The organism is Micromonospora sp. AP08 (assembly GCF_008085935.1).
GTDB lineage: Bacteria > Actinomycetota > Actinomycetes > Mycobacteriales > Micromonosporaceae > Micromonospora > Micromonospora chersina.
This window is the reverse complement of the sequence record NZ_VSEZ01000014.1, coordinates 84,852-111,211: the sequence shown is the minus strand read 5'-3', so window position 1 is coordinate 111,211 and position 26,360 is coordinate 84,852. Positions and strand designations below refer to the sequence as shown.

Genomic DNA, 26,360 nt, shown 5'->3' with positions numbered 1-26,360 from the left:
CACGCGGTCCCGCCCGCGGGACCTTCCGACCGATCAGTCAGTTACTTATTTCAACCGGCGTACTAGGCTCGGTGCCCAGACTCGGGTGCTCCGGCGGGAAGGGACAGACCCCCCGACATGGGATCGGCAGACGTTTCACCGCAGATGGCCTTCGCGCGTTTCGTGCGACGCGCCATCGATGACGCCCGCGAGGAGCGCGGCTGGACGGTGACCGATCTCGCCACGCACACCGGCGTGGGGCGGTCGACCGTCTTCCGCTGGCTGGCCGGCGACTGGCAGGACTACCCCGAGCTGGCCAAGGTGCGCGGCTTCTGCGCCGCCCTCGACCTGCCGGTGGCGGCCGCCTTCCGCGCCCTGGGCCTGCCCGACGCCGGCCCGGTGCCGCGCCGCCGCGCCGAGGACGGCCCGGTGGAGGCCGACGTGCGGGTGATCCTGGAGCGGCTGGCCGACCCGAACGTCCCCGCCGAGGAGAAGCACCACATCCGCGACCTGCTCCGCTACCTGGCCCGCCGCCCGGTCCGCCGGGCGGGCTGACCCGCGGCTCAGGCCACCGGGACGGTGAACGCGGCCGTGCGCACCACGCCGGCGACCTGGAAGTCCAGGAACATCCGGTAACGTCCCGGCCCGGGCGCGGTCAGCCAGAAGGTCACCGCGTCGCCGTCCCGCACCGGCTCGGGGTGCACGTGCAGGTAGCCGAGGTCGCCCTCGCGGAGCGCGACCAGGTGGCCGTACGCGCCGAGGTAGGGCTCCAGCGGTGCGGCGCCGCCGGGCCCGGTGACCCGGAACCGCAGCGGCACCGACTGTCCCACCGTGGGGGTGCCCTCGTAGGCGACGGTGAACCCGTCGACCGTGGTCGAGGTGGCCGGGGCGGGGAGCGGCCGGGGCGCGTACCCGCCGGGCGCGGCCAGGTCGGCGCCGAGGATCACGGCGGTCTGCCGGCCGTCGTCGGCCACGGCCGTGAAGTCCGCGTACGCCCGCCAGGCGCCCGGCTCGGCCATGGTCAGCGGCACCGACCAGGTGCCGTCGGGGGCCATGGTCGGGTGCAGGTGCTGGTAGCCGGTGAGGTCGCGGCGCACCACGATGAGGTGCATCGGCTTGTCGTGCACGACGGCGAACCGGGTGACCGCCCGCCGCCGCTCGTCCCTGATCTGGAACCGCAGCTCACCCGCCCGGCCGGGGACGAACTCCACGGTCGACGGGGCGAGCGTGTAGCCGGCCGAGCTGATCGACAGCCCGGCCGCGTCGGCGTCGCCGCCCCGGGTGACGGTGGCCCCGCCGTGCGAGTGCGCCCCGACGCCGGGTGCGTGGCTGTGTTCGCCGGTCACCGGGAGGCTCCCGGTGCGGGTCGGGTTCGGCGGCGGGTTCAGCCGGCCGAGACCGAAGCCGAGCAGCACGGCCAGCACCAGCCCGCCCACCGTCAGGGCGAGCCGCAGCGTCGCCCGGTCCACCTCGACCGGCCCGCCCGGACCGGACCCGCCGGCGTCGTCCACGGATTTCACCAGGGCGGGGCCGGCGAGGGGCGGTGACTCAGGCAACGCCGGAGGCCAGCTCGTAGCCGGCCTCGTCGACCGCCGCGCGGACGGACTCGACGGGCAGCGGGGCGGCGCTGGTGACCGTGGCCGTGCCGGTGGCGAGGTCGATCCGGACCTCGTCCACGCCCGGCAGGGCGGACAGCTCCTCGGTGACCGCCCGGACGCAGTGTTCGCAGGTCATGCCGGTGACGGCGTACGTCTGGACGACGGGCGGCTGCTCGGTCATGGGCCCACCGTACCGCCGGTCGGGGGTCGGCCCGCCGACGGTCCGCCGACGGTGGCGACGCTCGCATTCCGGCCGGGTCGGGAACTTTCCGCGCCCCGGACGCGACGGTTCAGCCGGCCACCGCGAGTGCCAGCGGCAGCACGTCGGGCGCGCCGGCCCGGCGCAGCAGCCGGGCCACCATGCTCATGGTCCACCCGGAGTCGATCAGGTCGTCGACGAGCAGCACCGGCCCGTCCAGCCCGGCCAGCGCGTCGGCCAGGTCGGCGGGCACCGCGAAGGCGCCGTGCAGCGCGCGTACCCGCTGGGCGCTGTTGCCGCGCGGCCCGCCGGCCCCGGACGGTCCGGTGGGGACGACCCGGCCGAGCAGCGGCAGCCGGCCCACCGCGGCGATCCGCTCGGCGAGCGAGCCGACCAGCTCGGGCCGGGTGCGGGAGCCGACCGCGACCACGCCGACCGGGCGACGCGGCCACGGGTCGTCGCCGTGCGCCCATGCCTTCAGCACCTCGACCACGGCCGCCGACACGTCGTCGGGGACCGGGCCGTCCGCCGCGTCCGGCCCGACCAGGCCGCGCAGCCGGCCGCCCCAGCCCAGGTCGGACAGGCGCCCCACGGCCCGCCCGGGCAGCGCCTGCTCCGCCGGGGGGATGCGGCCCTTCAGGGGTACGCCGACCGCCTCCAGCCCGGTCGGCCAGAGCTTCTTCGGGGCGATCTCCACGCCGGGGCGGCCCAGGAAGGTCTGCGCGGCGGTCAGCGCGGCGTCGGACACCTCGGTGCCGAACAGCGGGGCGGCGCAGTTGTCGCACCGGCCGCAGTCCCCCGCCCCGGCGTCGTCCAGGCACTCCCGCAGGTAGCGCATCCGGCAGCCGGGCGTCGTCGCGTACTCCCGCATGGCCTGCTGCTCGGCGGTGCGCGCCTGGGCGACGCGGCGCAACCGGGCCTCGTCGTAGACCCAGGGCTCGCCGGTGGCGAGCCAGCCGCCGCGCACCCGGCGGACCGCGCCGTCCACGTCGAGCACCTTGAGCATCAGCTCCAGCCGGGCCCGGCGCAGGTCGACCACCGGTTCGAGGGCCTGGGTGGAGATCGGCCGCTCGGTGTCCAGGGCGGCGAGCACGGCCCGGACCTGCTCCTCGGGCGGGAAGGCGAGCGAGGCGAAGTACCGCCAGATCGCCGCGTCCTCGACGCCGGGCAGCAGCAGCACCTCGGCGTGCTCGACGGCACGGCCGGCGCGGCCGACCTGCTGGTAGTAGGCGATCGGCGAGGGCGGCGCGCCCAGGTGCACCACGAAGCCGAGGTCGGGCTTGTCGAAGCCCATGCCGAGCGCGCTCGTGGCGACCAGCGCCTTGATCTTGTTGTCCAGCAGGTCCTGCTCGGCGGCCCGCCGGTCGGCGTCCTCGGCCTGGCCGGTGTAGGAGGCCACCGACCAGCCCCGGGCGCGGAGGAATTCGGTGGTCTCGCCGGCCGCCGCCACGGTCAGCGTGTAGATGATCCCCGAGCCGGGGAGCCGGTCCAGGTGGTCGGCGAGCCAGGCCAGCCGGTGCGCCGGGCTGGGCAGATCGAGTACGCCGAGCCGCAGCGACTCCCGGTCGAGGGTGCCGCGCAGCACCAGCGCGTCGCCCAGCTGCTCGGCCACGTCCTGGGTGACCCGGGCGTTGGCGGTGGCCGTGGTGGCGAGCACCGGGGTCCGCTCGGGCAGGTTGGCGAGGAAGGTGCGCAGCCGCCGGTAGTCGGGACGGAAGTCGTGCCCCCAGTCGGAGACGCAGTGCGCCTCGTCCACCACGAGCAGCCCGGTGGTGGCGGCCAGCTTCGGCAGCACCCCGTCCCGGAAGTCGGGGTTGTTGAGGCGTTCCGGGCTGATCAGCAGCACGTCCACCGCCCCGGCGTGGATCTCGGCGGTGATCTCGTCCCACTCGTCGAGGTTCGCCGAGTTGATGGTGCGGGCCCGGATGCCGGCCCGGGCCGCCGACTCGACCTGGTTGCGCATGAGCGCCAGCAGCGGCGAGACGATCACCGTGGGGCCGTGCTCACCACGCTCGCGCAGCAGCGCGGTGGCCACGAAGTAGACGGCCGACTTGCCCCAGCCGGTGCGCTGCACGCACAGGACCCGCCGCCGGTCGACCACGAGCGCCTCGATGGCGCGCCACTGGTCCTCGCGGAGCCGGGCGTGCTCACCCGCCAGCCGCCGCAGCACCGCCTCGGCGCGCTCCCGGACAGCCATCCGATCCTGACCCATCCGGCATTTCTACCAGGCGAGCCGCCGCCGGTCCGAGTCACGAGTGCCGGACGGGCGGCGGCTCGGGCGGCAGGAAGAGCAGCACGTCCCGGAGCGTCTCGGTCGCCGCGGGTGGCAGCTGGCACCGCCCGGCCAGTTCCTCCAGCGACCCGTACGGGCCGCGCAGCCAGCGGTCGACCGCCACCTGGCGGCGCTGGTCGGCGGTCAGCCCGGGCAGCGTGGCGAGCACCGGATCGGGCACCGCGTTGACGTCGACCAGGCCGCCGTCGTCGTAGGTGCGGAGCAGGTCCGGTCGGCCGATGCGCAGGTCGACCCGGGCGGCCGGATAGTGGTGCAGCAGGTAGCGGGCCTGCTCCCGGCGCAGCCGCCGCTGCTCGTCGGTGCGCTGCCGGCCGGTCCGGAACAGCCCGCCGACGGCCGCCCAGAGGGTGGGGTTGAGCAGCACGACGTGCGCGATGCCGAGCAGCCAGCAGGTGCCCATCGCGACGATGAGGTAGAGCGCCTCCCCGTCGCTGATCTCCTCGGTCTCCGGGCTGCTGACCGCGAGGACGAAGACGCTGAAGACGAGCAGGAAGTAGCCGATGCCCGCCAGGGCGAGACGCCAGCTACGCCGCCAGAGCGCGTACCCGAGGACCACGGCCCAGGTGAGCGAGCCGAACGACACCAGCACCGTGGCGGTGCCGGCGACCGTCGCGACGAGCCGGACCCAGCCGGGCGCCCGGCGGTCGGCCGGCGCGTCGGCCGGCTGGTTCATGGCGACCAGAAGGGCGTGCGGCACCGGGGTCAGCGGTCCGGCCGGCCCGGCGGCCCAGCCCGGCGCGGCCGGCGGGATCGGCGCGGCAGCCGGGGCCGGTCCGGTGGGGTTCGGCGTCGGGGCGGGCGCCGGCCGGACGGCGACCGCCTCCGGTGCGGCGGATGTCGACCCGTCCGGCAGGCCCGTGCCGTCCGGGGTGTCGCCGGCCCGGGGCGCCGGCACGGCCTCCGGCGCGGGCGGGGTGGGCGGCTCGGACGACACCGGTGGCGCCTGTGGGGTCAGGCTCGGGTCGGAGCGGAGGATGCGCCGGTGCAGGTCCTGGAGCGCCTCGCCGGGCTCGATGCCGTACTCCTCGCGGAGCAGGTCGGCGAAGTCCCGGTAGGCGGCCAGCGCCTCGGCCTGCCGGCCGCCGCGGTGCAGCGCCAGCATGAGCTGGTGGCGCAGCCGTTCGCGGACCGGGAACTCGGCCACCAGCTCGACGAGCCGGCCGACCAGCTCGCCGTGCCGGCCGCTGGCCAGCTCCAGCTCGGTGCGCGTCTCCAGGGCGACGGCCCGCAGCTCCACCAGCCGGTGCCGGGCGGCGTCGAAGTACGCGCCGGTGAACCCGGTGAACGGCTCCCCCTGCCACCGTTCCAGGGCGCCGGTCACCTCGGCCAGCGCGTCCTCGGTACGCCCCGCCGCCTGCCACTGCCGGGCCCGCCGCACGCCCCGCTCGAAGCGGACCGCGTCCACCGCCTCCGGCGGGATCCGCAGCACGTACCCGGCGTCGGTGAGGGTCAGCACCTGCCCCGGCGTACGCGGCGACCGGTCGGGTTCGAGCACCCGGCGCAGCCCGGCCACGTACTTCTGCACCACGTTCGGGCCGTTCGCCGGTGGCTCCTCGGGCCACACCGCGTCGACGATCTGCCCGGTCGGTACGGGACGCCCCGCGGCGAGCAGCAGCACGGCCAGCACGGCGCGCTGCTTGCCGGGGCCGAGGTCGAGCGGGCGGTCCGCGTACCAGGCCCGTTGCGGGCCCAGGATCTCGAAGCGCAACGCCTCTGACATGCGAGTTTCCGCTCCTGTACCCCCGGCCGCCCGCCGCGGCGGCCCACGGCAGTCGGACGGCAGCATATCGGCAGCGGGACGGCCGTGACGGCCTGCCAGAATGCCGGTGCAACAACCACCTGGGAAAGTGAGTCGAACCAAGATGACGCAGCGTACCGGCACCGCCGCGACGTTCCGGCGGGTCGCGGCCCTCGCGACCGCCGTGCTGACAGCCACCGCCCTGTCCGCGGGATGCGGCACCGGCGACGGCGCCTCCAAGGGCGCCGAGTTCACCCCTGGCGCGTCCGCGTCGGCCGACCCGAAGGCCACGCTCCTGGCCGCCGTGCCGGACGAGAAGGACCCGGCGTTCCGCTTCTCCACGCTGGACGGCGCCGACAAGTTCACGGGCGTGGTGGACCCGGCGGCGCACGGCATGGAGCTGGGTATGTCGCAGAAGAACGACGACCCGGAGTTCACCATGAACATGACGTTCCGGGTGATCGAGAAGGACCTCTGGATGCGGGTCAAGCTGACCGGCATGCCCGGCCTGCACGACATGCTGAAGCTCCCGAAGCGCTGGATGGCGCTGGACCGGACCAAGCTGTCCGACGGGTCGGAGGCGCCCGTCTACCAGGGGGCCGACCCGGCCAACACCGCCGCGATCATCCGGACCTCGGACACGGTCGAGGACAAGGGCAACGGTACGTACACCGGCTTCGCCGACCTGACCGACAACGCCGACGTGCAGAGCGCCTTCGACGCGGTCGACGTGGCGGCGCTGGGCGACGCGGCGAAGAAGGTGCCGTTCACCGCGGTCGTCGGCCCGGACGGGAACCTCACCTCGCTCACGCTGGACGTCCCGGCCGCCGGCAAGCAGAAGGCCATGAAGCTGGTCACCCGGTACTTCGACTTCGGCAAGGCGCCGAAGCTCACCGCGCCGGCCGGCGACGAGGTGCAGAAGGCGCCCGCGTCGGCGTACGAGATGTTGAACGGCTGACCTGCGACGCGAGGAGGGGCGGCGGCCACACGGGGGTCCGCCGCCCCTTTCGCGTATGTGTCAGCGGCCGAGGACGGAGCCGCCGTTGACGCCGAGGACCTGGCCGGTGACGTAGCCGGCGGACGGGCCGACCAGGTAGCGGACGGCCGCCGCGACGTCGTCCGGCACGCCGGCCCGGCCGACGAGGGTGGCGGCCACCCGCTTGGCGTGCCCCTCCGGCGTCATCCGGTCGCCGAAGAACTCGGTCTCGGCCACGTACCCGGGGCTGACCACGTTGACCGTGATCTGTTCCGGACCGAGCTGGGCGGCGAGGTCGTACGCCCAGCCGTGCAGCGCGGCCTTCGCCGCCGAGTACGGCCCGCCGCCGCCCCGCTGGGCGGCGATCGAGCTGAGCAGCACCACCCGGCCGCCGGGGCGGCGCAGGGCGGGCAGCAGCGCCTCGGTGAGCAGGACCGCGGTGAGCACGTTGGCGTCGAGGTTGGCCCGCCACCAGCCCGCCACGTCGGCGAGCGTGTCGGTCGCCCCGCCCAGGTAACCACCGGCGTTGTTCACCACGGCGTCGACGGTCCGCTCCCCGACCGCCTCGACGACGGCCGCCACCTGCCCCGGATCGGTCAGATCAGCGGCCACCACGCTCACGGCCTCCGGCCGCCCACACTCGGCCGAGATCTGTTCGGCGGCACCGCGCAGCACATCGAGCCGCCGCCCCACGATGACCACGTCGAACCCGTCAAGCACGAGCCCCCGCGCAACGGCGGCCCCGATCCCGGTCCCACCCCCACTGACGACGGCGAGCCTGCTCTCCCCCATGACCCCTCCCCGTTGATCAAGAAGTTTGCGTCATCCTACGGCGGATTCCCCGACGCAAACTTCTTGATCAACACCCGAGGGACGGGGGTCAGCGGCGGCGGAGGGCCGTTACGAGGGGGGTCAGGCGGGTGCGGAGGCTGGCCAGGCCGCCGGGGAAGAAGTAGACCGCCAGGATGAACACCGTGCCCAGGACGAACAGGGGCTGGCTCAGCGGGTGGCTCAGGACGGCCGGGAGGCTGTTGACCGCGTCGCTGGTGCCGAAGGCGGTGAGGCGGTGGTCCAGGTACATGTAGAGGATGCCGCCGAGCACCGGGCCCCAGCGGGTGCCGGGACCGCCGAGCACCACCATGACCAGCAACGACAGGGTCAGCTCGCTCGACGTCACGTGCGGGCTGGCGCCGCCGACGATCAGGCAGTAGACCACCCCGCCGGCCGTGGCCAGGCCGCCGGCCAGGGTGAACGCGACAAGCTTGAACCGGTACGGGTCGAGTCCCAGCACCCCGATCCGCCGCTCGTCGTCGCGCAGCCCGGCCAGCACCCGCCCGGTCGGCGAGCCGCTCACCCGGTGCACCACGAGAACCACGAGGGCCAGGTACGCGAGCGCCAGCCAGTAGAGGTTCACCGTGTTGGTGACCCCCACGAGGGCGGCCGGCAGCCCGGAGACGTCCAGCGGCAGCCCCTCCTCGCCACCGGTGAGCCCGCCGAAGTCCCGGGCCACCAGGATCGCCCCGACCTGGGCGAAGGCGAGCGTCACCATGGCGAACGCGATGCCGACCGTGCGCAGCGCGACGGCGCCCAGCAGCGCGGCGAGGATCGTCCCGCCGGTGACCGTCAGCAGGGCGGCCTGCCAGAGCGGCAGCCCGGCCCGGGTGACCAGCACGTCGGTGCCGTAGACCCCGGCGGCGAAATAGAGGGCGTGCCCGAAGGAGAGCATCCCGGTCCGCCCGAAGAGCAGGTCGTAGCCGGCCGCCAGGCCGCCGAAGACCAGGCAGATGGCGAGCAGTTGCAGCGTGCCGGGCGAGTTCAGCGGCCCCTCGAAGATGCCCGGCAGGTTGACCGTGGAGTAGGGCAGAATCGCGGCCACCACGAGGGCGACCAGCGGCGCGTACGGGCGCAGGCCGTGCCAGCGGGAGTGCCCGGGGGTCAACTCGTCGGGCACCGCGGCGGGCGGCGCGGGGACCTCGGGACTCTTGACCTCGGTCATGCGTGAGCCACCTTTCCGGCCAGGCCCTGCGGACGCAGCAGCAGCACCACGGCGAGCAGGCCGACCACGCAGAGGTCGCCCAGCCCGGACGTGCCGTAGTAGTTGACGAACTGTTGCAGCAGCCCCACCGCGACCGCCGCGTACGCGGACCCGACCACCGAGCCCATGCCGCCGATCACCACCACGATGAACGCGAAGATCAGCAGCGAGCCGCCCTGCCCGGGCGAGACGGTGCCGAAGTAGACCGAGCCGAGCGCGCCGGCCAGCGCGGCGGCCGCCCCGCCGATCGCGAAGACCAGGGTGAACGCCTTGCGCACATCGATGCCGAGCGCGGTCACCATCTCCCGGTTCTCCACGCCGGCCCGGATGATCAGGCCGTACCGGGTGAACCGCAGGAAGGCGAGCAGCGCGCCGAGCACCACGGCGGCGGCGACGATCAGCAGCAGCCCGGCGTTCGGCACCTGGGCGCCGAGCACCGAGGTCACGTCCCGGGTCCAGCCGGGGCGCGGGAACGGCCGCGCGTCGGCGCCCCAGGTGGCCTGGAGCAGCGCCACCCCGGCCAGCGACAGGCCGACGGTGACCAGCACCTGTTCGATGGTGCGGGAGTAGAGCGGCCGGATCAGCACCAGCTCGACGAGCACGGCCACCACCGCACCGGCGAGCACGCCGAAGGCGACCGCCACGAGGAAGCCGAGGCCGTCCGAGCCGGCACCGGGCAGGTTGCCCGCCGCCCACCAGGTCGCGTACGCCCCCACGCCGAGGAAGAGGCCGTGCGCGAAGTTGAGCACGTCGGCCAGGCCGAAGACCAGGGACAGGCCGGAGGCGACCAGGAAGTAGAGCGCGGCCAGGCCGAGCCCGGTCAGCGTCAACAGGATCACGGTGCTCATGCCTTGACCTCCGCGCCCACGCCCAGCAGCGACTTCGTCAGCGCGGTCTCCAGCAGCAGGTCCTGCGCGTCGCCGGTCCAGGCGACCCGGCCGGCGGAGAGCACCACGGCGTCCTTCGCCAGCCGCCGCACCACGGCCAGGTTCTGCTCGACCAGCAGCACCGGCACGGATTCCGCGACCCGTTCCAGCACCTCGGCCACCTCGGTCACCACCTTCGGCGCCAACCCCTTGGTCGGCTCGTCGACCAGCAGCAGCCGGTTGTCGTTGAGCAGCACCCGGCCGATCGCGAGCATCTGCTGCTGCCCGCCGGAGAGCGAGCCGGCCCGTTGCCGTCCGCGCCGGTCCAGCTCGGGGAAAAGGGCATAGACCTTGTCGTACGCCGGGGTCGTGCCCCGCCGCTCGGCCAGCCGCAGGTTCTCCGTGACGGTGAGCCCGGCGAAGACGCAGCGGTCCTCCGGCACGTAGCCGAGGCCGTCGCGGACCAGGCGGTGGGTGGGGCGGGCCAGCAGGCTGCGCGCGCCCATCCGGACCGTGCCGCGCACCTCGCCGTTGCGCGGGGTGAGCCCGACGATCGCGCGCAGCGTGGTGGTCTTGCCGACGCCGTTGCGGCCGAGCAGCACGGTCACCCCGGTCGGCGCGACCTCGAACGACACCCCCTGGAGGATGTGCAGCCCGGCGATCCGCACCGACAGGTCCTCCACCGACAGGATCGGTTCGGTCATAGCGATTCCCCCAGGTACGCCTCCTGCACGGTGGCGTTGGCCATCACGGTGTCCGGGGTGTCGCAGGCCAGCAGCGCGCCGTGGTGCATCACGGCGATCCGGTCGGCCAGCTCCAGGATCACGTCCATGTGGTGCTCCACCATGAGCACCGACCGCCCGCTGTCCCCGGTCAACGACCTGATCACGCTGACCAGCTCGGGCACGTCCTCGGCGCTCACCCCGGCCATCGGCTCGTCCAGCAGCATCACGCGGGGCTCCCCGGCGAGCAGCAGGGCGATCTCCAGCTTGCGCTTCTCGCCGTGGGCCAGGGTGCCCGCGAGGGCCGTACCCCGGTGGTGCAGGCCGACCCGGTCGAGCGCCGCGTCGGCGGCGGCGGCCACCTCCCGGTCGGCCGCCGCCCGCCGCCACAGCTTCATCGAGCCACCCCGGTGCGCCTGTACGGCGAGCCGGACGTTCTCCCGCACCGTCAGCGAACCGAAGACCGAGGACGCCTGGAAGGTACGTCCCAGGCCGAGCCGGGCCCGCCGGTGCGGGGGGAGGTCGGTGACGTCCGCCCCGTCCAGCAGGATCCGTCCCTCGGTGGGCCGGCGCAGGCCGGTGATCAGGTTGAACAGGGAGGTCTTGCCGGCGCCGTTCGGCCCGATCACGCCGAGGAACTCCCCGGGCGCGAGGTCGAGGTAGACGGAGTCGACGATGGCGACCTCACCGATCCGCCAGGTCAGACCGCGGGTGGCGAGCACTTCTCAGCCCTTCATCTGCGCGACCGGCGGCGCGGTTTCGTCACCGGTCAGGGTCTTCTGCGCGGCCGCCGTGAAGGCGGTCCCGCTGCCGGAGAGCTTCGCCTGGTACATCGGCTGGAGCAGCGCGTGGTCCTCGGCGCGGATGGTCATCTTGCCCTTGACGCCGTCGAACTGCCAGCCCTCCAGCGCCTTGATCATCTTGTCCACGTCGTCGCCGCCCTCCTGCACGGCGCGGACGACCATCTGGGCGGCGGCGAAGCCGTCCGGGTGGAACAGGTCGAGCGCGCCGCCCGGGATCTTGGCCTTGGCGGCCTTGGCGGCCTCGGTGTCGCTGGCCCCGTCGAAGTAGTGCGACAGGAAGGAGATCTTGCTGCCGGCCGCGCCGAAGGTGGGCCAGGAGGCGCGGATGTCCAGGCCGGTGACGACCGTGGTGGAGGCCAGCACGCCCTGCTGGTCGAGGGTCTGCCACATGGCCGGGGCGGTGGTGCCGGCCCAGGCCACGAAGAGCAGGTCGGGCTTGGCGGCCTTGATCTGGCTGGCGAACGGGGTGAACTCGGTCGCGCTGGCCGGGGCCCGGACGCTGCTCACGGTCGCGCCGGCGCCGCCGATCACGGCCTTCACGGCGGCCTCGTTCGCGTCACCGAAGGCGCCGTCCTGGGCGAAGACGACCACCTTCTTGCCGGCGGCGTCACCGATGAACGACTTGGCGGTCACCACGTCCTGGTACGACTGCCGGCCCGAGCGGAACGTGTACTTGTTCGCGCCGGTCACCGCGTCGGTGGCGGCCGGGCCGGAGATGAACAGCACCTTGTTCTGCGCGGCGATCGGGGCGACCTGGAGGGCGACGCCGGACGAGGTGGAGCCGGCGATGATCTTCGTGCCCTTGCCGATGAGGTCCTTGGCCGCGGAGACCGCCTTCGCCGGGTCGCCCGCGTCGTCGACCTCGGTCAGCTCGATCTTCCGGTCACCGACCTTGCCGGTGCCCTTGGTGGCGAAGTCGAGGCCGGCCTTGAAGCCCTCGATGTACTGCTTGCCGTAGCTGGCCAGCGGCCCGGACTGGGAATACACGAGGCCGACCTTGACCGGTGCGGCGTCGCCGCCGCCGGAGGCGGTGTCCTGCGGGCTGCCACAGGCCGTGGCGGCGAGCGCGGCCGCCATCACCGTGGCGGCGGAAAGGAACACCCGTCGCGTGTGCCGGATCGTCATTGCGACTCCAGGTGGGGACAGGGGAAGTGTCAGTTGTCGGCTCACGCTAGAAGTGACGTCACGCACGGGCTATGTGGCCGAAACACACAAGTAACCAGGGTGGGGTGGCCGGCCGTTACAACCACCCCCGACCGGTGGATCACCACCCCGTGCCCGGTGGCCGCGGGCACCACCCGGCGGGGCGCCGCTGTGTCGCGCCCCGCCATCGATCCGGAACGCGCGACGGCCCGGCGGAGTGTTCCGCCGGGCCGCCGCGATCGGTTGTGGGGTCAGAGCTGGAAGCGTGCCTTCCGGCGCACCCGGCTGAGCCCGATCAGGAGGCCGCCGGCCGCCAGCAGGCCGCCACCCAGGTAGGAGGCCTGTGCCACGCTGTCGCCGGTGACGGGCAGCTCGGGCTTGCCGCCCTTGCCGTCCCAGCCACCCTTGTCATCCCGGCCGTCCTTGTCGTCCTTGTCGTCCTTGCGGTGGTCGTACTTGCCGTCCCGGATGCAGATCGTGACGGTGACCGGGTCGGAGACCACGGTCCGGTAGTGGTACCGGCCGGTGGCGACGGCGGTGTTCTCCACCTTGCCGTTCTTGACGTCGCGCCAGTCCACCTCGTGAGGATGGACGGCGTGGCAGTCCGTGCTGGTGCCCGGCGCCAGCGTGGTGCTGTTGCAGGCCACGTACCCGGCGGCCGGGTCGTCGACCTCGACGTCGGTGATCCGCACGGTTCCGGTGTTGGCCACCCGGTAGGTGTAGAAGATCTTGTCGCCCTCGGCCGCGAAGCCGTCGTTCGCACACCGCCCGCGGCAGTCCGACTCGACCCGGGCCTTCTTGTCGATCGACAGGCTGACCTGCGGGTCCCCGGGGTGGCCGGGGTGGCCCGGGTGGCCGGGGTCGCCCGGATCACCGGGATCGCCCGGGTCGCCGGGGTCATCTGGATCCCCAGGATCGCCGGGGTCCCCCGGATCACCTGGGTCGCCGGGGTCGCCGGGGTCACCCGGATCGCCCGGGTCGCCGGGGTCCGCGTCGGAGGCGGCGCAGGTGTGGTGGAGCACGAAGTTCTCGGCCGTCCCGGAGATCACCGCGGTGGCGGCGGTGAGGGTCCAGTGGGCCGGCAGCCGGATGAAGGCGCGGCTCACGCCCTCGAAGTCGACGATCTCGCTGTTCGGCGTGCCGGGGATCGGCCGCGTGACGGTGCCGCCGGGCGTGCGGAACGTCGTCGACAACGACTGGAAGACGCCGCTCGTCTCCGGGTCGCCGGAGAGGTCGAACACCCAGGTCTCCTCGTCCGGGAAGGGCCCGCCGCCCGGATAGCAGAACTGGGGAGCGTCCGCCGCCCGCGTCGGCACGTCGTCCGGATCGATCCTGATCGTCTGGGCGGCCAGGGCCGGCGTGCCACCCAGCAGCAGTGCGCCGGCCAGCACCCCGAGGGCGGCCACCCGCGCTCCGATGCTCGCCCGCCTGCTCGGCGCAGAGGTAATTCTCATGTACATCCCCCGTGTCGTGAATCCTTGACACGGGTCGAAACGACCCTTAATGGGACATGTTACGCAAAGCGGACACGAATCCCACGGACGATGGAACCGCCTCCGATCCTCACCGAAGACGGACGTTGGCGCACTCGCCGTCGTGGTCGGCCGGGAGCGGGCACCGCCGGCGGCCGTCGAGCAGCCGGTCGCTGCTGCACGACCGCGAGCTGATCACCGGTCAGCCGGGACGCGGCACCTGCGTCGCCGACCGCCCCGGGAGGTAACTCCCGACGCCTACAAAGTTGATGTCGTAAACGACTCACGCCCGCCGCGCCCTCGCTCAGCCGGCCGCTCTTGAATCGTTCCCGACATCAGCTCGAAAGGCTCCGGCGAGGACACCCCGACCTCACCCGATCCATCCACGTCATCAAGTTGTCAGCGGGCGGCAAGACCACGCCCGGCCGCGACGACCAGGGCAACGCCACGCGACGGCCCGCACCGCCTCGCCGACATCCCCGCGCCCGCCGCACGAAGGCCCGCGAACCGGAAAGACACGTGGGGTGACCGGTCGCAGCTGATCACCCCACGTCGGGAGAGGCGCCGCGCCGGGGCCCCGAGCCGCCCCGGCGCGGACGCCGGTCAGAGGCCCGCGCGCGCCGCTACCCGCCGTGTCGGGCTGGTCGGCGAAGGCGCCGTCGAGGCCCAGGCCGAAGAAGAGTTCGTACTCGGCGGTGACGTCGCCGCGGGCGTTCGGGTCGGCGCCGATCCGGAAGTCGGCCGGCAGGAACTGGTTCTCGGCGCGGAACGTCCAGGCGTGCACCAGCAGCTTCACCCGGTGCGCGTCGTCGATCACCGAGGTCGGCGCGAGCAGCCTGCCGGCGGCGTCCCGGGGCACGATGAGGTTCTTGCTGAGGCCGACGCCGTCGGCGTAGGTCGCCACCCAGGCCAGGCCGGCGGCGGTGGCCAGGTCGGCGTAGCCACGCGGGTCACCGCCGGCCGTGAAGTCGTAGGGGGCGCCGGCGGCGTCCATGAGCTGCACCAGGCGCACGTCGATCATCCGGTCGAGCTTGCGCAGGTTGGCCGTCTCGAAGCTCTGCACGAAGACCGGGTCGTTGCGGTGGGTCAGCTTGTTGGCCTTGAGCGTGGCGACCAGCGGCTCCTCCAGCGCCAGCCCGATGGAGGCGAAGTAGCTGGGGTGCTTGGTCTCCGGGTAGACGCCGATGGTCCGGCCCCGCGCCTTCGACTCGGCGCGGGCCAGGTCGATGACCTCCTGAAAGGTCGGCACCGGGAACCTGCCGTCGAAGGCGGTGTTGGCCACCCGCACCTGGGGCAGCCGCTCCTTGGCGCGCAGCGTCCGCAGCTCGGCCAGGGTGAAGTCCTCCGTGAACCAGCCGGTGACCTTGACCCCGTCGATGGTCTTCGTCGCCTTCCGGGCGGCGAACTCCGGGTGGGCCGCCACGTCGGTGGTACCCGAGATCTCGTTCTCGTGCCGGGCGACCAGCACGCCGTCCTTCGTCGAGACCAGGTCCGGCTCGATGAAGTCGGCGCCCTGGCGGATCGCCAGCCGGTAGGCCTCCAGGGTGTGCTCCGGGCGGTAGCCGCTGGCGCCGCCGGGGCCACCACGGCCGCCGCGAGCAGCGCGCCGGCCACGCCGAGGGCGGAAAGGGTGCGTCGCAACGCCGTCTCCTGTCGTCGAGGGGTACGCACAGCAGACCGGTCCGGGTTGGCCGGCAGTTGGTCGGTTCCTGGCCTGCCGGTGAATCTCCGGGCGGAAGATGACCTGGTGCGCCGCCTGCTCCGGAACCCCGTACGGCTGGTGCCGTTCGGGTTCCTGGCGGTGATCCTGCTCGGCACCGGCCTGCTGATGCTGCCCTGGGCCACCAGCGAGAGCCACTTCACCCCGTTCGTCATCGCGCTGTTCACGTCGACCTCCGCGGTCTCGGTCACCGGCCTGGCCGTCAACGACACGCCGAACTACTGGAACGAGTTCGGCCTGGCCATGATCACCGTGCTCACCCAGCTCGGCGGCCTGGGCATCCTGACCGTCGCGGCGCTGGTGATCCTGGTGGTGTCCCGACAGCTGGGCCTGCGCAACCGGCTGCTGGTGCAGGCCGAGACCGCCGAGTTCGGCATCGGCGACGTCCGCTGGCTGCTGGTCCGGATCGTCGCGACGGTCTTCGCCACCGAGGCGGTGATGACCGCGATCATCACGGGCCGGCTCTGGCTGGTCTACGACTATCCACCCGGGCGGGCGCTCTGGTTCGCCGCCTTCCACGCGATCCAGGCGTTCAACAACGGCGGTTTCACCCTCTACTCGGACGGCCTGGTCGCCTTCTCCCGTGACCCGTGGGTGGCGCTGCCGCTGGGCCTCGGCGCGATCATCGGCGGCCTGGGCTTCCCGGCGCTGTTCGAGGCCGTCCGGGAGTGGCGCGGTCCGAGCCGCTGGGCGGTCGCCACGAAGCTGACCATCTGGGGCACCGTCGCGCTGATCGGGTTGGGCTTCGCCTTCCTGCTGCTCTCCGAGTGGACCAACCCGGCCACCATCGGCACCTACGACACCCCCGGCAAGGTGCTGGCGTCGTTCACCCAGATCGCCCTGAGCCGCACCGGCGGCTTCGACGTGATCAACGTGGACAAGCTCAGCAACGAGAGCTACCCGCTGCTCATCGTGCTGATGTTCATCGGCGGCGGCAGCGCCAGCACCGCGGGCGGCATCAAGGTCTCCACGTTCTTCCTGCTCGGCTTCGTGATCTGGGCGGAGCTGCGGGGCGAGCCGGACGTGAACGTGGGAGGCCGGCGGGTCGCCACGGCCAGCCAGCGCCAGGCGCTGACCGTGACGCTGCTGAGCGTGGCGCTGGTGGTCCTCGGCACGAGCCTGCTGACCCTGTTCACCGCCAACGTGCGCAACTTCGCCGCGGTGTTCGAGGTGACCTCCGCGTTCAGCACCACGGGTCTGTCCACCGGCCTCGCCCCGGAACTGTCGCAGCCCGGCAAGTACGTGCTCATCGTGCTGATGTTCATCGGCCGGGTCGGCCCGCTCACCCTCGGGTCCGCTATCGCGTTGAACACCCGGCGACACCTGTACCGCTACCCGGAGGAGCAACCCATTGTCGGCTAGGAGGACGGACGACAACAGCGTCGTGGTGATCGGCCTGGGCCGGTTCGGCTCGCGGCTCGCCGGCTCGCTGCTGCAACTCGATCAGGACGTGCTCGCCATCGACCACGAACAGGACCGGGTGCAGCGCTGGGCGTCCCGGCTGGACCGGGTGGTGCAGGCGGACACCACCGAGGAGAACGTGCTGCGGCAGGTGGGCGTGGCGGACTTCCGGCGGGTGGTGGTGGCCATCGGCGCGTCGGTCGAGGCGAGCGTGCTCACCGTGCTGGCGCTGACCGAGTTGGGCATCCCGCAGATCTGGGCGCGGGCCACCTCGGAGAAGCACGCGAAGATCCTCACCTCGGTGGGCGCGCACCACATCATCTTCCCGGAGGCGGAGACCGGCGAGCGGGTCGCGCACCTGATCGTCAGCCGGATGCTCGACTTCATCGAGTTCGAGGACGACTTCGCCATCGCCAAGGTCCGGGTGCCCGCGTCGTTGGTCGGCCGTCCGCTGCGCGAGCTGACCCCGACCGACCGGTACGGGGTGATGGTCATCGGCGCGAAGCCCCCCGGCGAGCCGTTCCGCTACGCCGGCCCGGACACCGTCCTCCAGCCGGACAGCGTGCTCATCGTGGAAGGCGCGATCGGCCGGGTGCAGCAGTTCGCCGCGCTCGGCTGACCGTCACTTCTTCTTGCCCTTACCGCCGTGCCCACCCCCCTTCGGCCGGTCTACCGGCCTTTTCCCTTGCCGCCCTCCTTGCCCTTGCCGGCCTTGTCGGGTTTGGCCCTGCCGGCGGTGCCGCTCTTCGCGGTGGTCCTGGCGGGCGCCTTGGCAGGCACCTTGGCGGGCGCCTTCACCGGCGGTTGGGTGGTCGGCGGCGTCGTCGTCGGCACCGAGCCGGCCACGCCCGACACCTGCACGCCGCAGGTGCTGTCCCCGACCTTGAACTCCACCGGCAGGGGGTTGCTCCCGGTGTAGCTGCCGGTCAGCGAGACCTTCTTCGCGGCGCCCGGTGCCAGCGCGGGCTCCGTGGCCGGCGCCTGGAGCAGCACCGTGTTGCCCTGCTGGCGCACCGCCGGCTGAGCCGTCCCGACCGTCTGCTTGCCCGGGAAGGTGAAGCTCATGGTCCAGTCGCGCAGCTCGCGGGTGCCGGTGTTGGTGAGGGTCAGGTCCGCGGTGAAGTCCTTGCCGGAGTCGCGGCGGAGCACGTAGTCGACGGCACACGGGATCGGCTCGGGCAGCCCCATCCGGGCCTCCGTCGGCTCGACCCCACCGCTGGCCGGGCTCTTCGAGGTCACCCCCCACAGGGTCGCGGTGACCGCGATGAGGCCGGCGGCGGCCACCCCGGCCTCCACCTTGCGGCGGCGGGCGGCGGCGCGGCGGCTACGGGTGCGGAGGACCGAGAAGGGCAGCGCGTCGGTGGCCGTGGACCAGGGCAGGATGGTGGTGCCCGCGTTCTCCATCAGCGCCGGGTCGAACTGGCCGAGCGCCGGGGACACCGGCACGATCGCCGCGATCCCGGCGGCCTCGGCGAGCGTACGGGCCACCTCGGCGGTGGCCGGGCGGTCCTCGGGGCGCTTCGCCAGGCAGCGCCGGACCAGCTCGGCGACCTCGTCGGGGAGGCCCACCACCGGGGGCATCGGGTCCGGCTCGTTGTACATGTGGGCGCGGAGCATCTGGGTGGTCGTGCTGGCCTGCCAGGGCAGCCGGCCGGTGAGCATCCGGTAGAGCAGCAGGCCGACCGCGTAGACGTCGGTGGCCGGGGAGACCTGGCCGTTGTCCAGCCGCTCCGGCGCCAGGTAGGCGGGCGTGCCGAGCAGCGCACCGTCCGGGCCCTTCTCACTCTCCCCCACCAACGCCGAGATGCCGAAGTCGACGACCTTGACCCCGGTCGAGGTGAGCATGACGTTGCCGGGGGTCACGTCCCGGTGCACCACGCCCCGGGCGTGCGCGGTGGCCAGCGCCGACGCCACCTCCGCGCCGATCGTCACCGCCTCCCGCCAGGGCAGCTGCCCGCCCCGCCCGAGCCGGCTGCTCAGCGGCCCGCCGTCGACCAGCTCCATCACCACGTACGGGACGGTCAGGCCGACCTGCTCGGACTCGCCGTAGTCGTACACGTTGGTGATGTTGGGGTGGCAGAGCCGCGCCGCGGCCTGCGCCTCGATCCGGATCCGATGCCGGAACGCCTTGTCGCTCGCCAGCCGCGAGGCGAGCACCTTGATCGCCACCTGCCGGCCGAGCACCTCGTCGTAGCCGCGCCAGACGACGGACATGCCCCCCGCGCCGAGCTGCTCGACCAGCCGGTACCGCTCGCCGAGCAGCTGCGCGCCGTTCCTGACCCCTGCACCCATGGTCGGTCCAGTTGCCCGAGGTCGGCCCTCGTACACCTCACCGGTCGAAATCGGTCAGCAAAGTCACCCGTTCAGGCGGTCGCCAGGAGCTGGTCCACCGGGGCGAAGTCGTCGGTGAGCACCTGCGCGTCCCCCACGAACGCGGCCAGCCTGTCGCCGTGCAGCAGCCGGGCCGGCTCGGGGAGCAGCCGCAGCTGGGCCGGGATACCGTCCAGCGGCAGCGGCGCGTCCGAGGCCACGATGAGGAAGTTCGCGCCGGCCTGCCCGGCGATCGCGCCGGGCGGGGCGATCAGCGCGACGTTGCGGAACTCGGCGGCGACGGTGGCCAGCTCCGCCCGGATGAACCGGCCCGGCGGGTAGTCGATGACGTTCTGCACGTAGATGCCGTCCGGGCGGAGCACCCGGCGGATGTCGGCGGCCATCTCCCTGGTGGCCAGGTGCCAGGGCACCACCAAATGACCGAAGGCGTCACCGACGACGAAGTCGCGGCTGTCGGTGGACTCGGCGCCGAGCAGCACCCGCGCGTCACCCACCCGGGCGCGCAACTGCGGCCCGGTGCGCACGCCCAGCTCCCGCCGGTCCAGCTCGACCAGGCCGCCGTCGATCTCGAAGACGAGGTTGTCGCTGCCCGGCCGGGTGGCGGCCAGGTAGCGCGGCATGGTGAAGCCGCCGCCGCCCAGATGCAGCGCGTCCATCCGCTGCTTCGGCGGCCGGGCCAGGTCCGCGACCAGGCCGATCCACTGCGTGTACGCGTACTTCAGGTGGGTCGGGTCGGCCAGGTCCACGTACGAGTGCTCCGCCGAGTTGAGGTAGAGCGTCCGCCCCTGGGTCCACTGCCCGTCCACCTCCACCCGGGCGCAGTGGTACGCGGTCTCCACGTCGCACGGGTTCGGGGCGACCGCGGACAGGCCGGCCCCGGCCAGGCCGAGCACCGCCAGGGCCGCCTTCGCCCGGGTCGGACCGGGCAGCCCCGTCCCCGACCCCCGGCGCAGATACGCCCCCAGCACCAGCCCGGTCACCCCCAGCACGCCGGCCAGCGCCAGCACGATGACGGTGCTGGGCAGCGCCGCCACCAGCACGAAACCGGTGGCCAGGGTGGCGGTGATGCCGCCCAGGGTGCCGATGCCGGAGAGCCGGCCGACCACCTGGCCGGTGCGGCGCAGGTCGGCGAGCTGGAGCTTCACGACCAGCGGGGTGACCCCGGCCAGCAGCGCCGCCGGCAGCAGCACCGCCAGCGCGGTCAGCAGGAGCACCGCGCTCGCCGCCCCGCCGCGCAGGACCTCACCGGCGTACCGGACCACCGGCAGGGTGACCGCGGTGGCGATGCCGGCCAGCACCAGGGCGGGGGCGAGCAGGGTGCGCGGGTCCCGCCGGTCGGCCAGCCAGCCGCCCATCCACGCCCCGTAGGCGATGGCGCCCAGCGCCATGCCGATCACCGAGCTGGTCACCTGGAGGGTCACTCCGACGTACGGGCCGACCAGGCGGAGCGAGACCGTCTCCAGCACCAGCACCGCCCCGCTGGAGAGGAAGACCAGGAACGCGGCGAGCCCGTTCGGCAGGGCCCGGGGCGGGACCGGCGCGGTCGGCGCCGGCTCCGCGACGACGTCGGACGATGTGCTGCTCACCGTGGCGATGCTACGCAGCGTTCCTCGACGGAGAGGTCAATACATCGAGATGTGAACATGGTTTGTGTGGTCCGCGGCAGGGCTGCCGCCCCCGCTGTACGCCCGCCAACCGGTGTTCGGCATCCAGATCTGGCGGTACCAGATGACGTACATGATGCCGAGCCGGCTGGCGTTGTTCTTGGCCCAGGAGGCGAGGCTGTCCCCGTACGCCTTGTCACCGCCGGTCGCGGTGACGTCCTCGAAGCCGCCGGCGGCGGCGGAGAAGTCGCAGGCCCGGCCCTTGGGATGCTCGCCGTCCCCGCCGCTGCGGAAACAGGAGGCGTAGCGCTTGTAGCCGGCCGCCTGGGCCTGCTGGAGCATGTGCAGGGTGCGCGGGGTGATGCAGCCGTCGGCCGGCGTCGGGTCGTTCACCGAGCAGGACTCCGACGGCCACGAGCCGTCCGGGTTGCGAGGCGCCGGCTTGGCCGACGACGAGCCGCCGCTGAAACCGGAACCGGAGCCGGAGCTGACCTTGGCGAGCGCCACCTCGGCGTCCCGCTTCTTCTTGGCCAGCACGGCGAGCTGCTTCTGCTGCTCCCGGACCTCCGTGTCGATGGCCACCTTGGCCTCGGCCGCCTGGGCCTTCGCCTCGGTGAGGTCGTGCAGGCGCTTGCTGTCCCGCTGGGCCATCATGTCCAGCTCGGCCGCCCGCTGAAGGAACGCGTCCGGGTCGGAGCTGGCCAGCAGCATCGACACCGGGGTCAACCGGCCCAGCCGGTAGGACTGCCCGGCCACCTCGCCGACCTGCGCGGTCAGCTCGACCAGGCGTACCTCCAGCTGCTTGAGCTGGCCGGTCAGCACGGCCTGCCGGCGCTTGGAGTTGTCGAGCCGGTTCTTGGCCTCGATGTGGCCCTTCGCCGCCGCCTCCAGGGCCGCCCGGAGCTGCTTGCTGCCGCCCTCGTTCGGGGCGCTCGGGGTGGGCGCGGCGGCGGCCGCCCCGGCGGGGGCGGGACCGGCGCCCAGCAGCAGGGCCGTCGCGGCGAGCAGGGCGAACAACGACCGGCGGACGCGCCGGCGGGTGAGCCTGGTCCTGGGCACGTGAAGGTCCTTCCGTCGACCGCCGGCCCCCCGAGTCGACCTTGCGCGGCGGCGGCTCCACCGGCGCCGGGCGGCGGCCTGCTGGCGGAGACCGCCGGTCACGATACCGGACCGTCCGCTCCGCGCCATGCCCCCGACCTCGGCGGACGCCGATCGTCGACGGACCGTGCCGGGGCCGTCGCGGACCGCACGGTCAGCCGCCCAGCAGGGCGGCCCGGACCTCGTCCCAGATCTCCTCGCTGGCCGCGACCAGCAGGCCCTTGCCGTCGTCGGCCGGGTGGTAGTCGGTGCCGTCGAAACGGCGCGCCACCCCGCCGGCCTCCCGGACCAGCAGTGTGCCCGGGGCATGGTCCCAGGGCAGGGTGCGCCAGAACAGCACGAACTGCTGGGCGCCGGTGAGCACGTCCAGATATTCGCGGCCGGCGCAGTGCTGGCCGGGCAGCAGCTCGCCCAGCCGCTCGCCGCCCGCCTCCACGCTGCGCCGGAAGTCCGGGGGCAGGAACCGGGTCATGGCGGTGCCGCGCAGCGCGCCGGCCAACGGCTCCCGCTCGGTCGTACGCACCGGCGTGCCGTCCAGCCAGGTGCCCTCGCCCACCCGGCAGGTGGCCATCGTGCCGTCCAGCGGGTCGTAGACCCAGGAGGCGGCCGGCACCCCGTCGGTCAGCAGCGCCACCATGAGGGCGAACGGGCGCCGGCCGGCGGCGAAGTTGGAGGTGCCGTCCACCGGGTCGACCAGCCAGACGTCACCGGCGCCCCGCAGGTGCCGCAGCAGGCTCGGGTCCTCGGCGACCGCCTCCTCGCCGACCACCACCGAATCGGGACGCAGCCGGCGCAGCCCGGCCGAGATCAACGCCTCGGCCTTGCGGTCGGCGACGGTGACCACCTCACCGGGGGCCTTCTCGGAGATGTCGGCGTCGTCGAGGCGGCGGAACAGCGGCACCACGACGTCGGCCGCGACCTCCCGCAGCAGCGCGCCGACCTCCTCCAGCAGCGGGTCAGCCACGCGGCGGCAGCTTGACCACGCTGACGAAGAACTCGTCGATCTGGCGGACCACCGAGATGAAACGCTCGAAGTCCACCGGCTTGGTCACGTAGGCGTTGGCGTGCAGCTGGTAGCTGCGCAGGATGTCCTCGTCGGCCTGCGAGGTGGTGAGCACCACGACCGGGATCCGGCAGAGCTGCTCGTCGTTCTTGATCTCGGCCAGCACCTCCCGGCCGTCGCGGCGGGGCAGGTTCAGGTCGAGCAGGACCAGGTCGGGGGTCACCGCGTCCGCGTACTGGCCCTCGCGGCGCAGGTAGGCCAGCGCCTCGGCGCCGTCCGAGACGACCGTGAGGCGGTTGCGGAGCTTGTGCTCCTCGAACGCCTCCTGGGTCATCAGCACGTCACCCGGGTCGTCCTCGACGAGCAGGACCTCTATCGGGCTCTTGCCGTCCGCCGGCGCGGTCATCCCACCGTCTCCTTCATGCCACCCGTTGTACCGTCCCGGGCCGCCCCCTCGGGCGTCTCTTCGCGGCCCGCGCCGTCCGGCTGCCGCGCCACACTCACGGCGGGGTCCTCGGCGCCGTCCCCGGTCGCCTCCGGGTCCCCGGTCGACTCCTCGACCCGGGCCTGCTCCGCAGCCCGCGCCGCCTCGACGTCCTCCGGGAGGGCGGGGAGGGTGAACCGGATCGTGGTGCCCTCCGCGGTCCCGGTGTCCACCCAGACCCGGCCGCCGTGGTATTCCACGATCTTCTTGACGATGGCCAACCCGATGCCGGTGCCGGGGTACGCGTCCTTGGAGTGCAGCCGCTGGAAGATCACGAAGATCTTGTCGGCGAACTCCGGCTCGATCCCGATGCCGTTGTCCCGGCAGCTGATCTCCCACTCGTCGTCGACCAGCCGGGCGGAGACGTGCACCTTCGGCGGCACGTCCGGCCGGCGGAACTTGATCGAGTTGCTGACCAGGTTGGCCAGCAGGTTGGTCAGCAGCGGCTCCTCGCCGCGGATCACCGGCAGCCGGTCCCAGGTCAGCTCGGCGTCGGCGTACTGCCGGGCCGCCTCGGTCTGCCCGGCCACGTCGCCCATCACCTTGTTCATGTCGACCTCGGTGAAGCCGGTGGTGAGCCGGCCGATCCGGGAGAACGCGAGCAGGTCGTTGATCAACCGCTGCATCCGCTGCGCGCCGTCCACCGCGAAGGCGATGTACTGGTCGGCCCGCTCGTCGAGCTGGCCCGAGTAGCGCCGCTGGAGGAGCTGGCAGAAGCTGGCCACCTTGCGCAGCGGCTCCTGGAGGTCGTGCGAGGCGACGTACGCGAACTGCTCCAGGTCACGGTTGGAGCGGGTCAGCTCCTCGGCCTGCTTCTGGAGCTGGCTGTTGACCCACTCGATGCGCTCGCGGGCCTCGCGTACCTCGTCCAACTCCCGGGCGATCTTCTGCCGCATGATGTCGATGTCGTCGGCGAGCAGGCGGAACTCCGGCGGCCCGGACCCCTCGATCCGGTGCCGGTAGTCGCCCGAGGCGACCTCGCGTACCTGACCGACCAGGCCGGCCAGCGGCCGGATCAGCATCCGGTCCAGCGAGAGCAGCAGCACCGCGCCGGCCACCGCCACCACGAGGGCCGCGACGATCAGGAGCACCACCAGCACGTTGCTGGTCGCGTTGACCTTGTCGGCGGTCTTCTGCCGGACCTTGAGGATCTCGCCCTGGAGGCCGTCCACCGCGGACCGGATGCCGTCGAACTGCTGCCGGGTCTGGTCGGTGATCAGCGCCTGCCCGGCGGACGGACCGCTGCGCTCGGTGGTGCTGATCACCGGCTCGGCGACGGCGGACCGCCACGACGCCGCCCGCTGCTCGACGACGTCCAGCGCGCGCAGCACGTCCGGGTAGTTGACGGCCAGCTTCCGCATCTGGGCGAAGGTGTCCCGCTCCCGGTCCACACCCACCTGGTAGGGCTCCAGGTCCTTGCGGTCGGCGTTCACCGCGTAGCCGCGGACGGCCGTCTCCTGGTCGAGCAGGGCGCTCATCAGCTCCTGCGCCTGGACCCGCAACGGACCGGTCTTGAGCAGCACCGCGTTGATGTTCTGCCGGTTCTTGGCGGCGAGGGTCGCCTCGGCCGCGGCCAGCCCGAGCAGCAGCACCAGCACCACGCCGAGCAGCGCGCCGACCCGCCGTCGCAGGGTCCACCCCTGCTGGTACGCCTTCACCGGCCGCCGCCACGGGTGACGAGCAGCATCGCCACGTCGTCGGCGAGCGGGCCGCCGTTGAGCTGCTCGGCGCGGCCGACCAGCCAGGCGGGCAGCTCGGCCAGGGGCACCGCGCGGTTGGCGGGGTCGGCGAGCAGGTCGGTCAGCCCCGGCACGTCCAGCCGGTCGTCACCGGTGCCCACCCGACCCTCGATGAGGCCGTCGGTGTACATCAGCAGGGACCAGTCATCGGTGTCGAACTCCAGATCGAAGGCAACGGGTCGGCGCGGCCGTACGCCCAGCAGCAGACCGCCCTTGGCCGGCACCGGGGCGACCTTACCCCCGCTGAGCAGCAGCGGCGGCGGATGACCGGCGAGTCGCACGGTGGCCCGGTCGGCGGCCAGGTCGAGCCGGGCGGTGGCCACCGTGGCGAAGATCTCCTGGAGCCGGCGCTCGCTCATCAGCACCTGCTCCAGCGCCGGCAGCACCTCGTCGTCCGGCACCCCGGCCAGGACGAGGGCCCGCCAGGCGACCCGCAGCTCGACGCCGAGGGCGGCCTCGTCCACGCCGTGGCCGCAGACGTCGCCGACGATCAGGTCGATCCGGTCCGGCCGGGTCTGCACCACGTCGTAGAAGTCGCCGCCGATCAGCGCGGCGTGCCGGCCCGGCCGGTAGAAGGTGTGCACCGACACCTGGTCGGTGGTCATCAGCGGCTGGGGCAGCAGGCCGCGCTCCAGGCGCGCCGACTCGGCCTGGCGCAGCTCCACCTCGCGCAACCGGCGGGCGTTCTCGTCCGCCCGCTTGCGCTCGACCGCGTAGCGCAGCGCCCGGGTCAGCAGGACCCCGTCGACCTGCCCCTTGACCAGATAGTCCTGCGCACCCTCGGCGACCGCGACGATGCCCAGGTGCTCGTCGGAGCGGCCGGTGAGCACACAGACCGCCGCCCCGCTGGCCATCTCCAGCACCTGGCGGAGCCCGTCCAGGCCCTGCGCGTCGGGCAGACCCAGGTCGAGCAGGACGCAGTCCACACCCATGACCCGCTGCCGGGCCTCGCTGAGACTGGTGGCGATCAGCAGGTCGATCATCGAGTTGGTCTCGGCGAGCAGCTCGCCGACCAGGAAGGCGTCGCCCTCGTCGTCCTCGACCAGCAGGACCCGCAGCCGCTCGCCGGGCGGCACGGTGGCGTAGTGCCCGAGCCCGGCCTGCGGCACGACGGGGGCACCCGGCAGGCCGGTCCCCCGGTGCGGCCGGGTCACCG

General features: G+C 73.2%; 23 protein-coding genes. 4 read left to right on the top strand and 19 right to left on the bottom strand.

Features of this window, described 5'->3' with window-relative positions; all coding sequences use genetic code 11:
* The first annotated feature begins 117 nt into the window (after positions 1 to 117).
* Positions 118 to 534 carry a helix-turn-helix domain-containing protein gene (locus FXF50_RS22475; protein WP_091317762.1) on the top strand — a complete coding sequence of 139 codons (417 nt, stop codon included), beginning with the start codon at positions 118 to 120 and terminating at the stop codon, positions 532 to 534.
* An 8-nt stretch (positions 535 to 542) separates the two neighbouring features.
* On the opposite strand, the gene FXF50_RS22470 is transcribed toward FXF50_RS22475, so the two are convergent.
* From FXF50_RS22470 to FXF50_RS22455, 4 genes are all read right to left on the bottom strand, one after another.
* A complete protein-coding gene (locus FXF50_RS22470) occupies positions 543 to 1,535 on the bottom strand; it encodes a hypothetical protein (RefSeq protein ID WP_255510149.1) in 993 nt (330 codons plus the stop codon).
* Positions 1,528 to 1,758 (bottom strand): heavy-metal-associated domain-containing protein, encoded by a 231-nt coding sequence (locus tag FXF50_RS22465; RefSeq protein ID WP_148430857.1) that lies wholly within the window; start codon positions 1,756 to 1,758, stop codon positions 1,528 to 1,530. The genes FXF50_RS22470 and FXF50_RS22465 overlap by 8 nt, the downstream gene beginning before the upstream one ends.
* A gap of 109 nt (positions 1,759 to 1,867) precedes the next feature.
* Positions 1,868 to 3,988, bottom strand: coding sequence for a RecQ family ATP-dependent DNA helicase (locus FXF50_RS22460; protein ID WP_148430856.1), 2,121 nt, complete (start codon positions 3,986 to 3,988; stop codon positions 1,868 to 1,870).
* Positions 3,989 to 4,025: 37 nt separating this feature from the next.
* Positions 4,026 to 5,789 carry an AfsR/SARP family transcriptional regulator gene (locus tag FXF50_RS22455; protein WP_148430855.1) on the bottom strand — a complete coding sequence of 588 codons (1,764 nt, stop codon included), beginning with the start codon at positions 5,787 to 5,789 and terminating at the stop codon, positions 4,026 to 4,028.
* A gap of 142 nt (positions 5,790 to 5,931) precedes the next feature.
* Between FXF50_RS22455 and FXF50_RS22450 the strand changes: the two genes are divergently transcribed.
* The gene (locus FXF50_RS22450; RefSeq protein WP_148430854.1) at positions 5,932 to 6,765 is read left to right on the top strand and encodes a hypothetical protein; all 834 of its coding nucleotides are present in this window, start codon (positions 5,932 to 5,934) and stop codon (positions 6,763 to 6,765) included.
* Positions 6,766 to 6,825: 60 nt separating this feature from the next.
* On the opposite strand, the gene FXF50_RS22445 is transcribed toward FXF50_RS22450, so the two are convergent.
* The 8 genes from FXF50_RS22445 to FXF50_RS22405 all read right to left on the bottom strand — a co-directional run bounded on the left by FXF50_RS22445 (position 6,826) and on the right by FXF50_RS22405 (position 15,682).
* A complete protein-coding gene (locus FXF50_RS22445) occupies positions 6,826 to 7,575 on the bottom strand; it encodes an SDR family NAD(P)-dependent oxidoreductase (RefSeq protein ID WP_148430853.1) in 750 nt (249 codons plus the stop codon).
* An 88-nt stretch (positions 7,576 to 7,663) separates the two neighbouring features.
* Positions 7,664 to 8,779 (bottom strand): branched-chain amino acid ABC transporter permease, encoded by a 1,116-nt coding sequence (locus FXF50_RS22440; protein ID WP_148430852.1) that lies wholly within the window; start codon positions 8,777 to 8,779, stop codon positions 7,664 to 7,666.
* Positions 8,776 to 9,666, bottom strand: coding sequence for a branched-chain amino acid ABC transporter permease (locus tag FXF50_RS22435; protein WP_148430851.1), 891 nt, complete (start codon positions 9,664 to 9,666; stop codon positions 8,776 to 8,778). The genes FXF50_RS22440 and FXF50_RS22435 overlap by 4 nt, the downstream gene beginning before the upstream one ends.
* On the bottom strand, positions 9,663 to 10,388 hold the full coding sequence (locus FXF50_RS22430) for an ABC transporter ATP-binding protein (protein WP_148430850.1): 726 nt from the start codon (positions 10,386 to 10,388) through the stop codon (positions 9,663 to 9,665). Before FXF50_RS22430 ends, FXF50_RS22435 begins: the two co-directional genes overlap by 4 nt.
* The gene (locus tag FXF50_RS22425; RefSeq protein WP_148430849.1) at positions 10,385 to 11,128 is read right to left on the bottom strand and encodes an ABC transporter ATP-binding protein; all 744 of its coding nucleotides are present in this window, start codon (positions 11,126 to 11,128) and stop codon (positions 10,385 to 10,387) included. Before FXF50_RS22425 ends, FXF50_RS22430 begins: the two co-directional genes overlap by 4 nt.
* A 3-nt stretch (positions 11,129 to 11,131) precedes the next feature.
* Positions 11,132 to 12,334, bottom strand: coding sequence for a substrate-binding domain-containing protein (locus FXF50_RS22420; RefSeq protein ID WP_148430848.1), 1,203 nt, complete (start codon positions 12,332 to 12,334; stop codon positions 11,132 to 11,134).
* Between the two features lie 269 nt (positions 12,335 to 12,603).
* Positions 12,604 to 13,806 (bottom strand): LPXTG cell wall anchor domain-containing protein, encoded by a 1,203-nt coding sequence (locus FXF50_RS29590; RefSeq protein WP_148430847.1) that lies wholly within the window; start codon positions 13,804 to 13,806, stop codon positions 12,604 to 12,606.
* A gap of 409 nt (positions 13,807 to 14,215) precedes the next feature.
* The gene (locus tag FXF50_RS22405; protein ID WP_370464137.1) at positions 14,216 to 15,682 is read right to left on the bottom strand and encodes a glycerophosphodiester phosphodiesterase; all 1,467 of its coding nucleotides are present in this window, start codon (positions 15,680 to 15,682) and stop codon (positions 14,216 to 14,218) included.
* Between FXF50_RS22405 and FXF50_RS22400 the strand changes: the two genes are divergently transcribed.
* Complete coding sequence (locus FXF50_RS22400) at positions 15,572 to 16,906, top strand: TrkH family potassium uptake protein (protein WP_148430846.1); 1,335 nt, start codon at positions 15,572 to 15,574, stop codon at positions 16,904 to 16,906. The genes FXF50_RS22405 and FXF50_RS22400 overlap by 111 nt on opposite strands.
* Positions 16,896 to 17,564, top strand: a complete 669-nt coding sequence (locus FXF50_RS22395) for a TrkA family potassium uptake protein (RefSeq protein ID WP_148430845.1) — start codon at positions 16,896 to 16,898, stop codon at positions 17,562 to 17,564. Before FXF50_RS22400 ends, FXF50_RS22395 begins: the two co-directional genes overlap by 11 nt.
* A gap of 50 nt (positions 17,565 to 17,614) precedes the next feature.
* On the opposite strand, the gene FXF50_RS22390 is transcribed toward FXF50_RS22395, so the two are convergent.
* The 7 genes from FXF50_RS22390 to FXF50_RS22360 form a co-directional block, all read right to left on the bottom strand.
* Positions 17,615 to 19,237, bottom strand: a complete 1,623-nt coding sequence (locus tag FXF50_RS22390; protein WP_148430844.1) for a serine/threonine-protein kinase — start codon at positions 19,235 to 19,237, stop codon at positions 17,615 to 17,617.
* Between the two features lie 71 nt (positions 19,238 to 19,308).
* Positions 19,309 to 20,862 carry a fused MFS/spermidine synthase gene (locus FXF50_RS22385; RefSeq protein WP_148430843.1) on the bottom strand — a complete coding sequence of 518 codons (1,554 nt, stop codon included), beginning with the start codon at positions 20,860 to 20,862 and terminating at the stop codon, positions 19,309 to 19,311.
* A gap of 36 nt (positions 20,863 to 20,898) precedes the next feature.
* Positions 20,899 to 21,939, bottom strand: a complete 1,041-nt coding sequence (locus FXF50_RS22380; RefSeq protein ID WP_148430842.1) for a hypothetical protein — start codon at positions 21,937 to 21,939, stop codon at positions 20,899 to 20,901.
* Positions 21,940 to 22,132: 193 nt separating this feature from the next.
* Positions 22,133 to 22,942 carry an inositol monophosphatase family protein gene (locus tag FXF50_RS22375; RefSeq protein ID WP_148430841.1) on the bottom strand — a complete coding sequence of 270 codons (810 nt, stop codon included), beginning with the start codon at positions 22,940 to 22,942 and terminating at the stop codon, positions 22,133 to 22,135.
* Positions 22,935 to 23,387 (bottom strand): response regulator, encoded by a 453-nt coding sequence (locus FXF50_RS22370; protein ID WP_148430840.1) that lies wholly within the window; start codon positions 23,385 to 23,387, stop codon positions 22,935 to 22,937. Before FXF50_RS22370 ends, FXF50_RS22375 begins: the two co-directional genes overlap by 8 nt.
* Positions 23,384 to 25,123, bottom strand: a complete 1,740-nt coding sequence (locus FXF50_RS22365; RefSeq protein ID WP_148430839.1) for an ATP-binding protein — start codon at positions 25,121 to 25,123, stop codon at positions 23,384 to 23,386. Before FXF50_RS22365 ends, FXF50_RS22370 begins: the two co-directional genes overlap by 4 nt.
* Complete coding sequence (locus FXF50_RS22360; protein WP_187399769.1) at positions 25,120 to 26,313, bottom strand: PP2C family protein-serine/threonine phosphatase; 1,194 nt, start codon at positions 26,311 to 26,313, stop codon at positions 25,120 to 25,122. Before FXF50_RS22360 ends, FXF50_RS22365 begins: the two co-directional genes overlap by 4 nt.
* Positions 26,314 to 26,360: the final 47 nt, after the last annotated feature.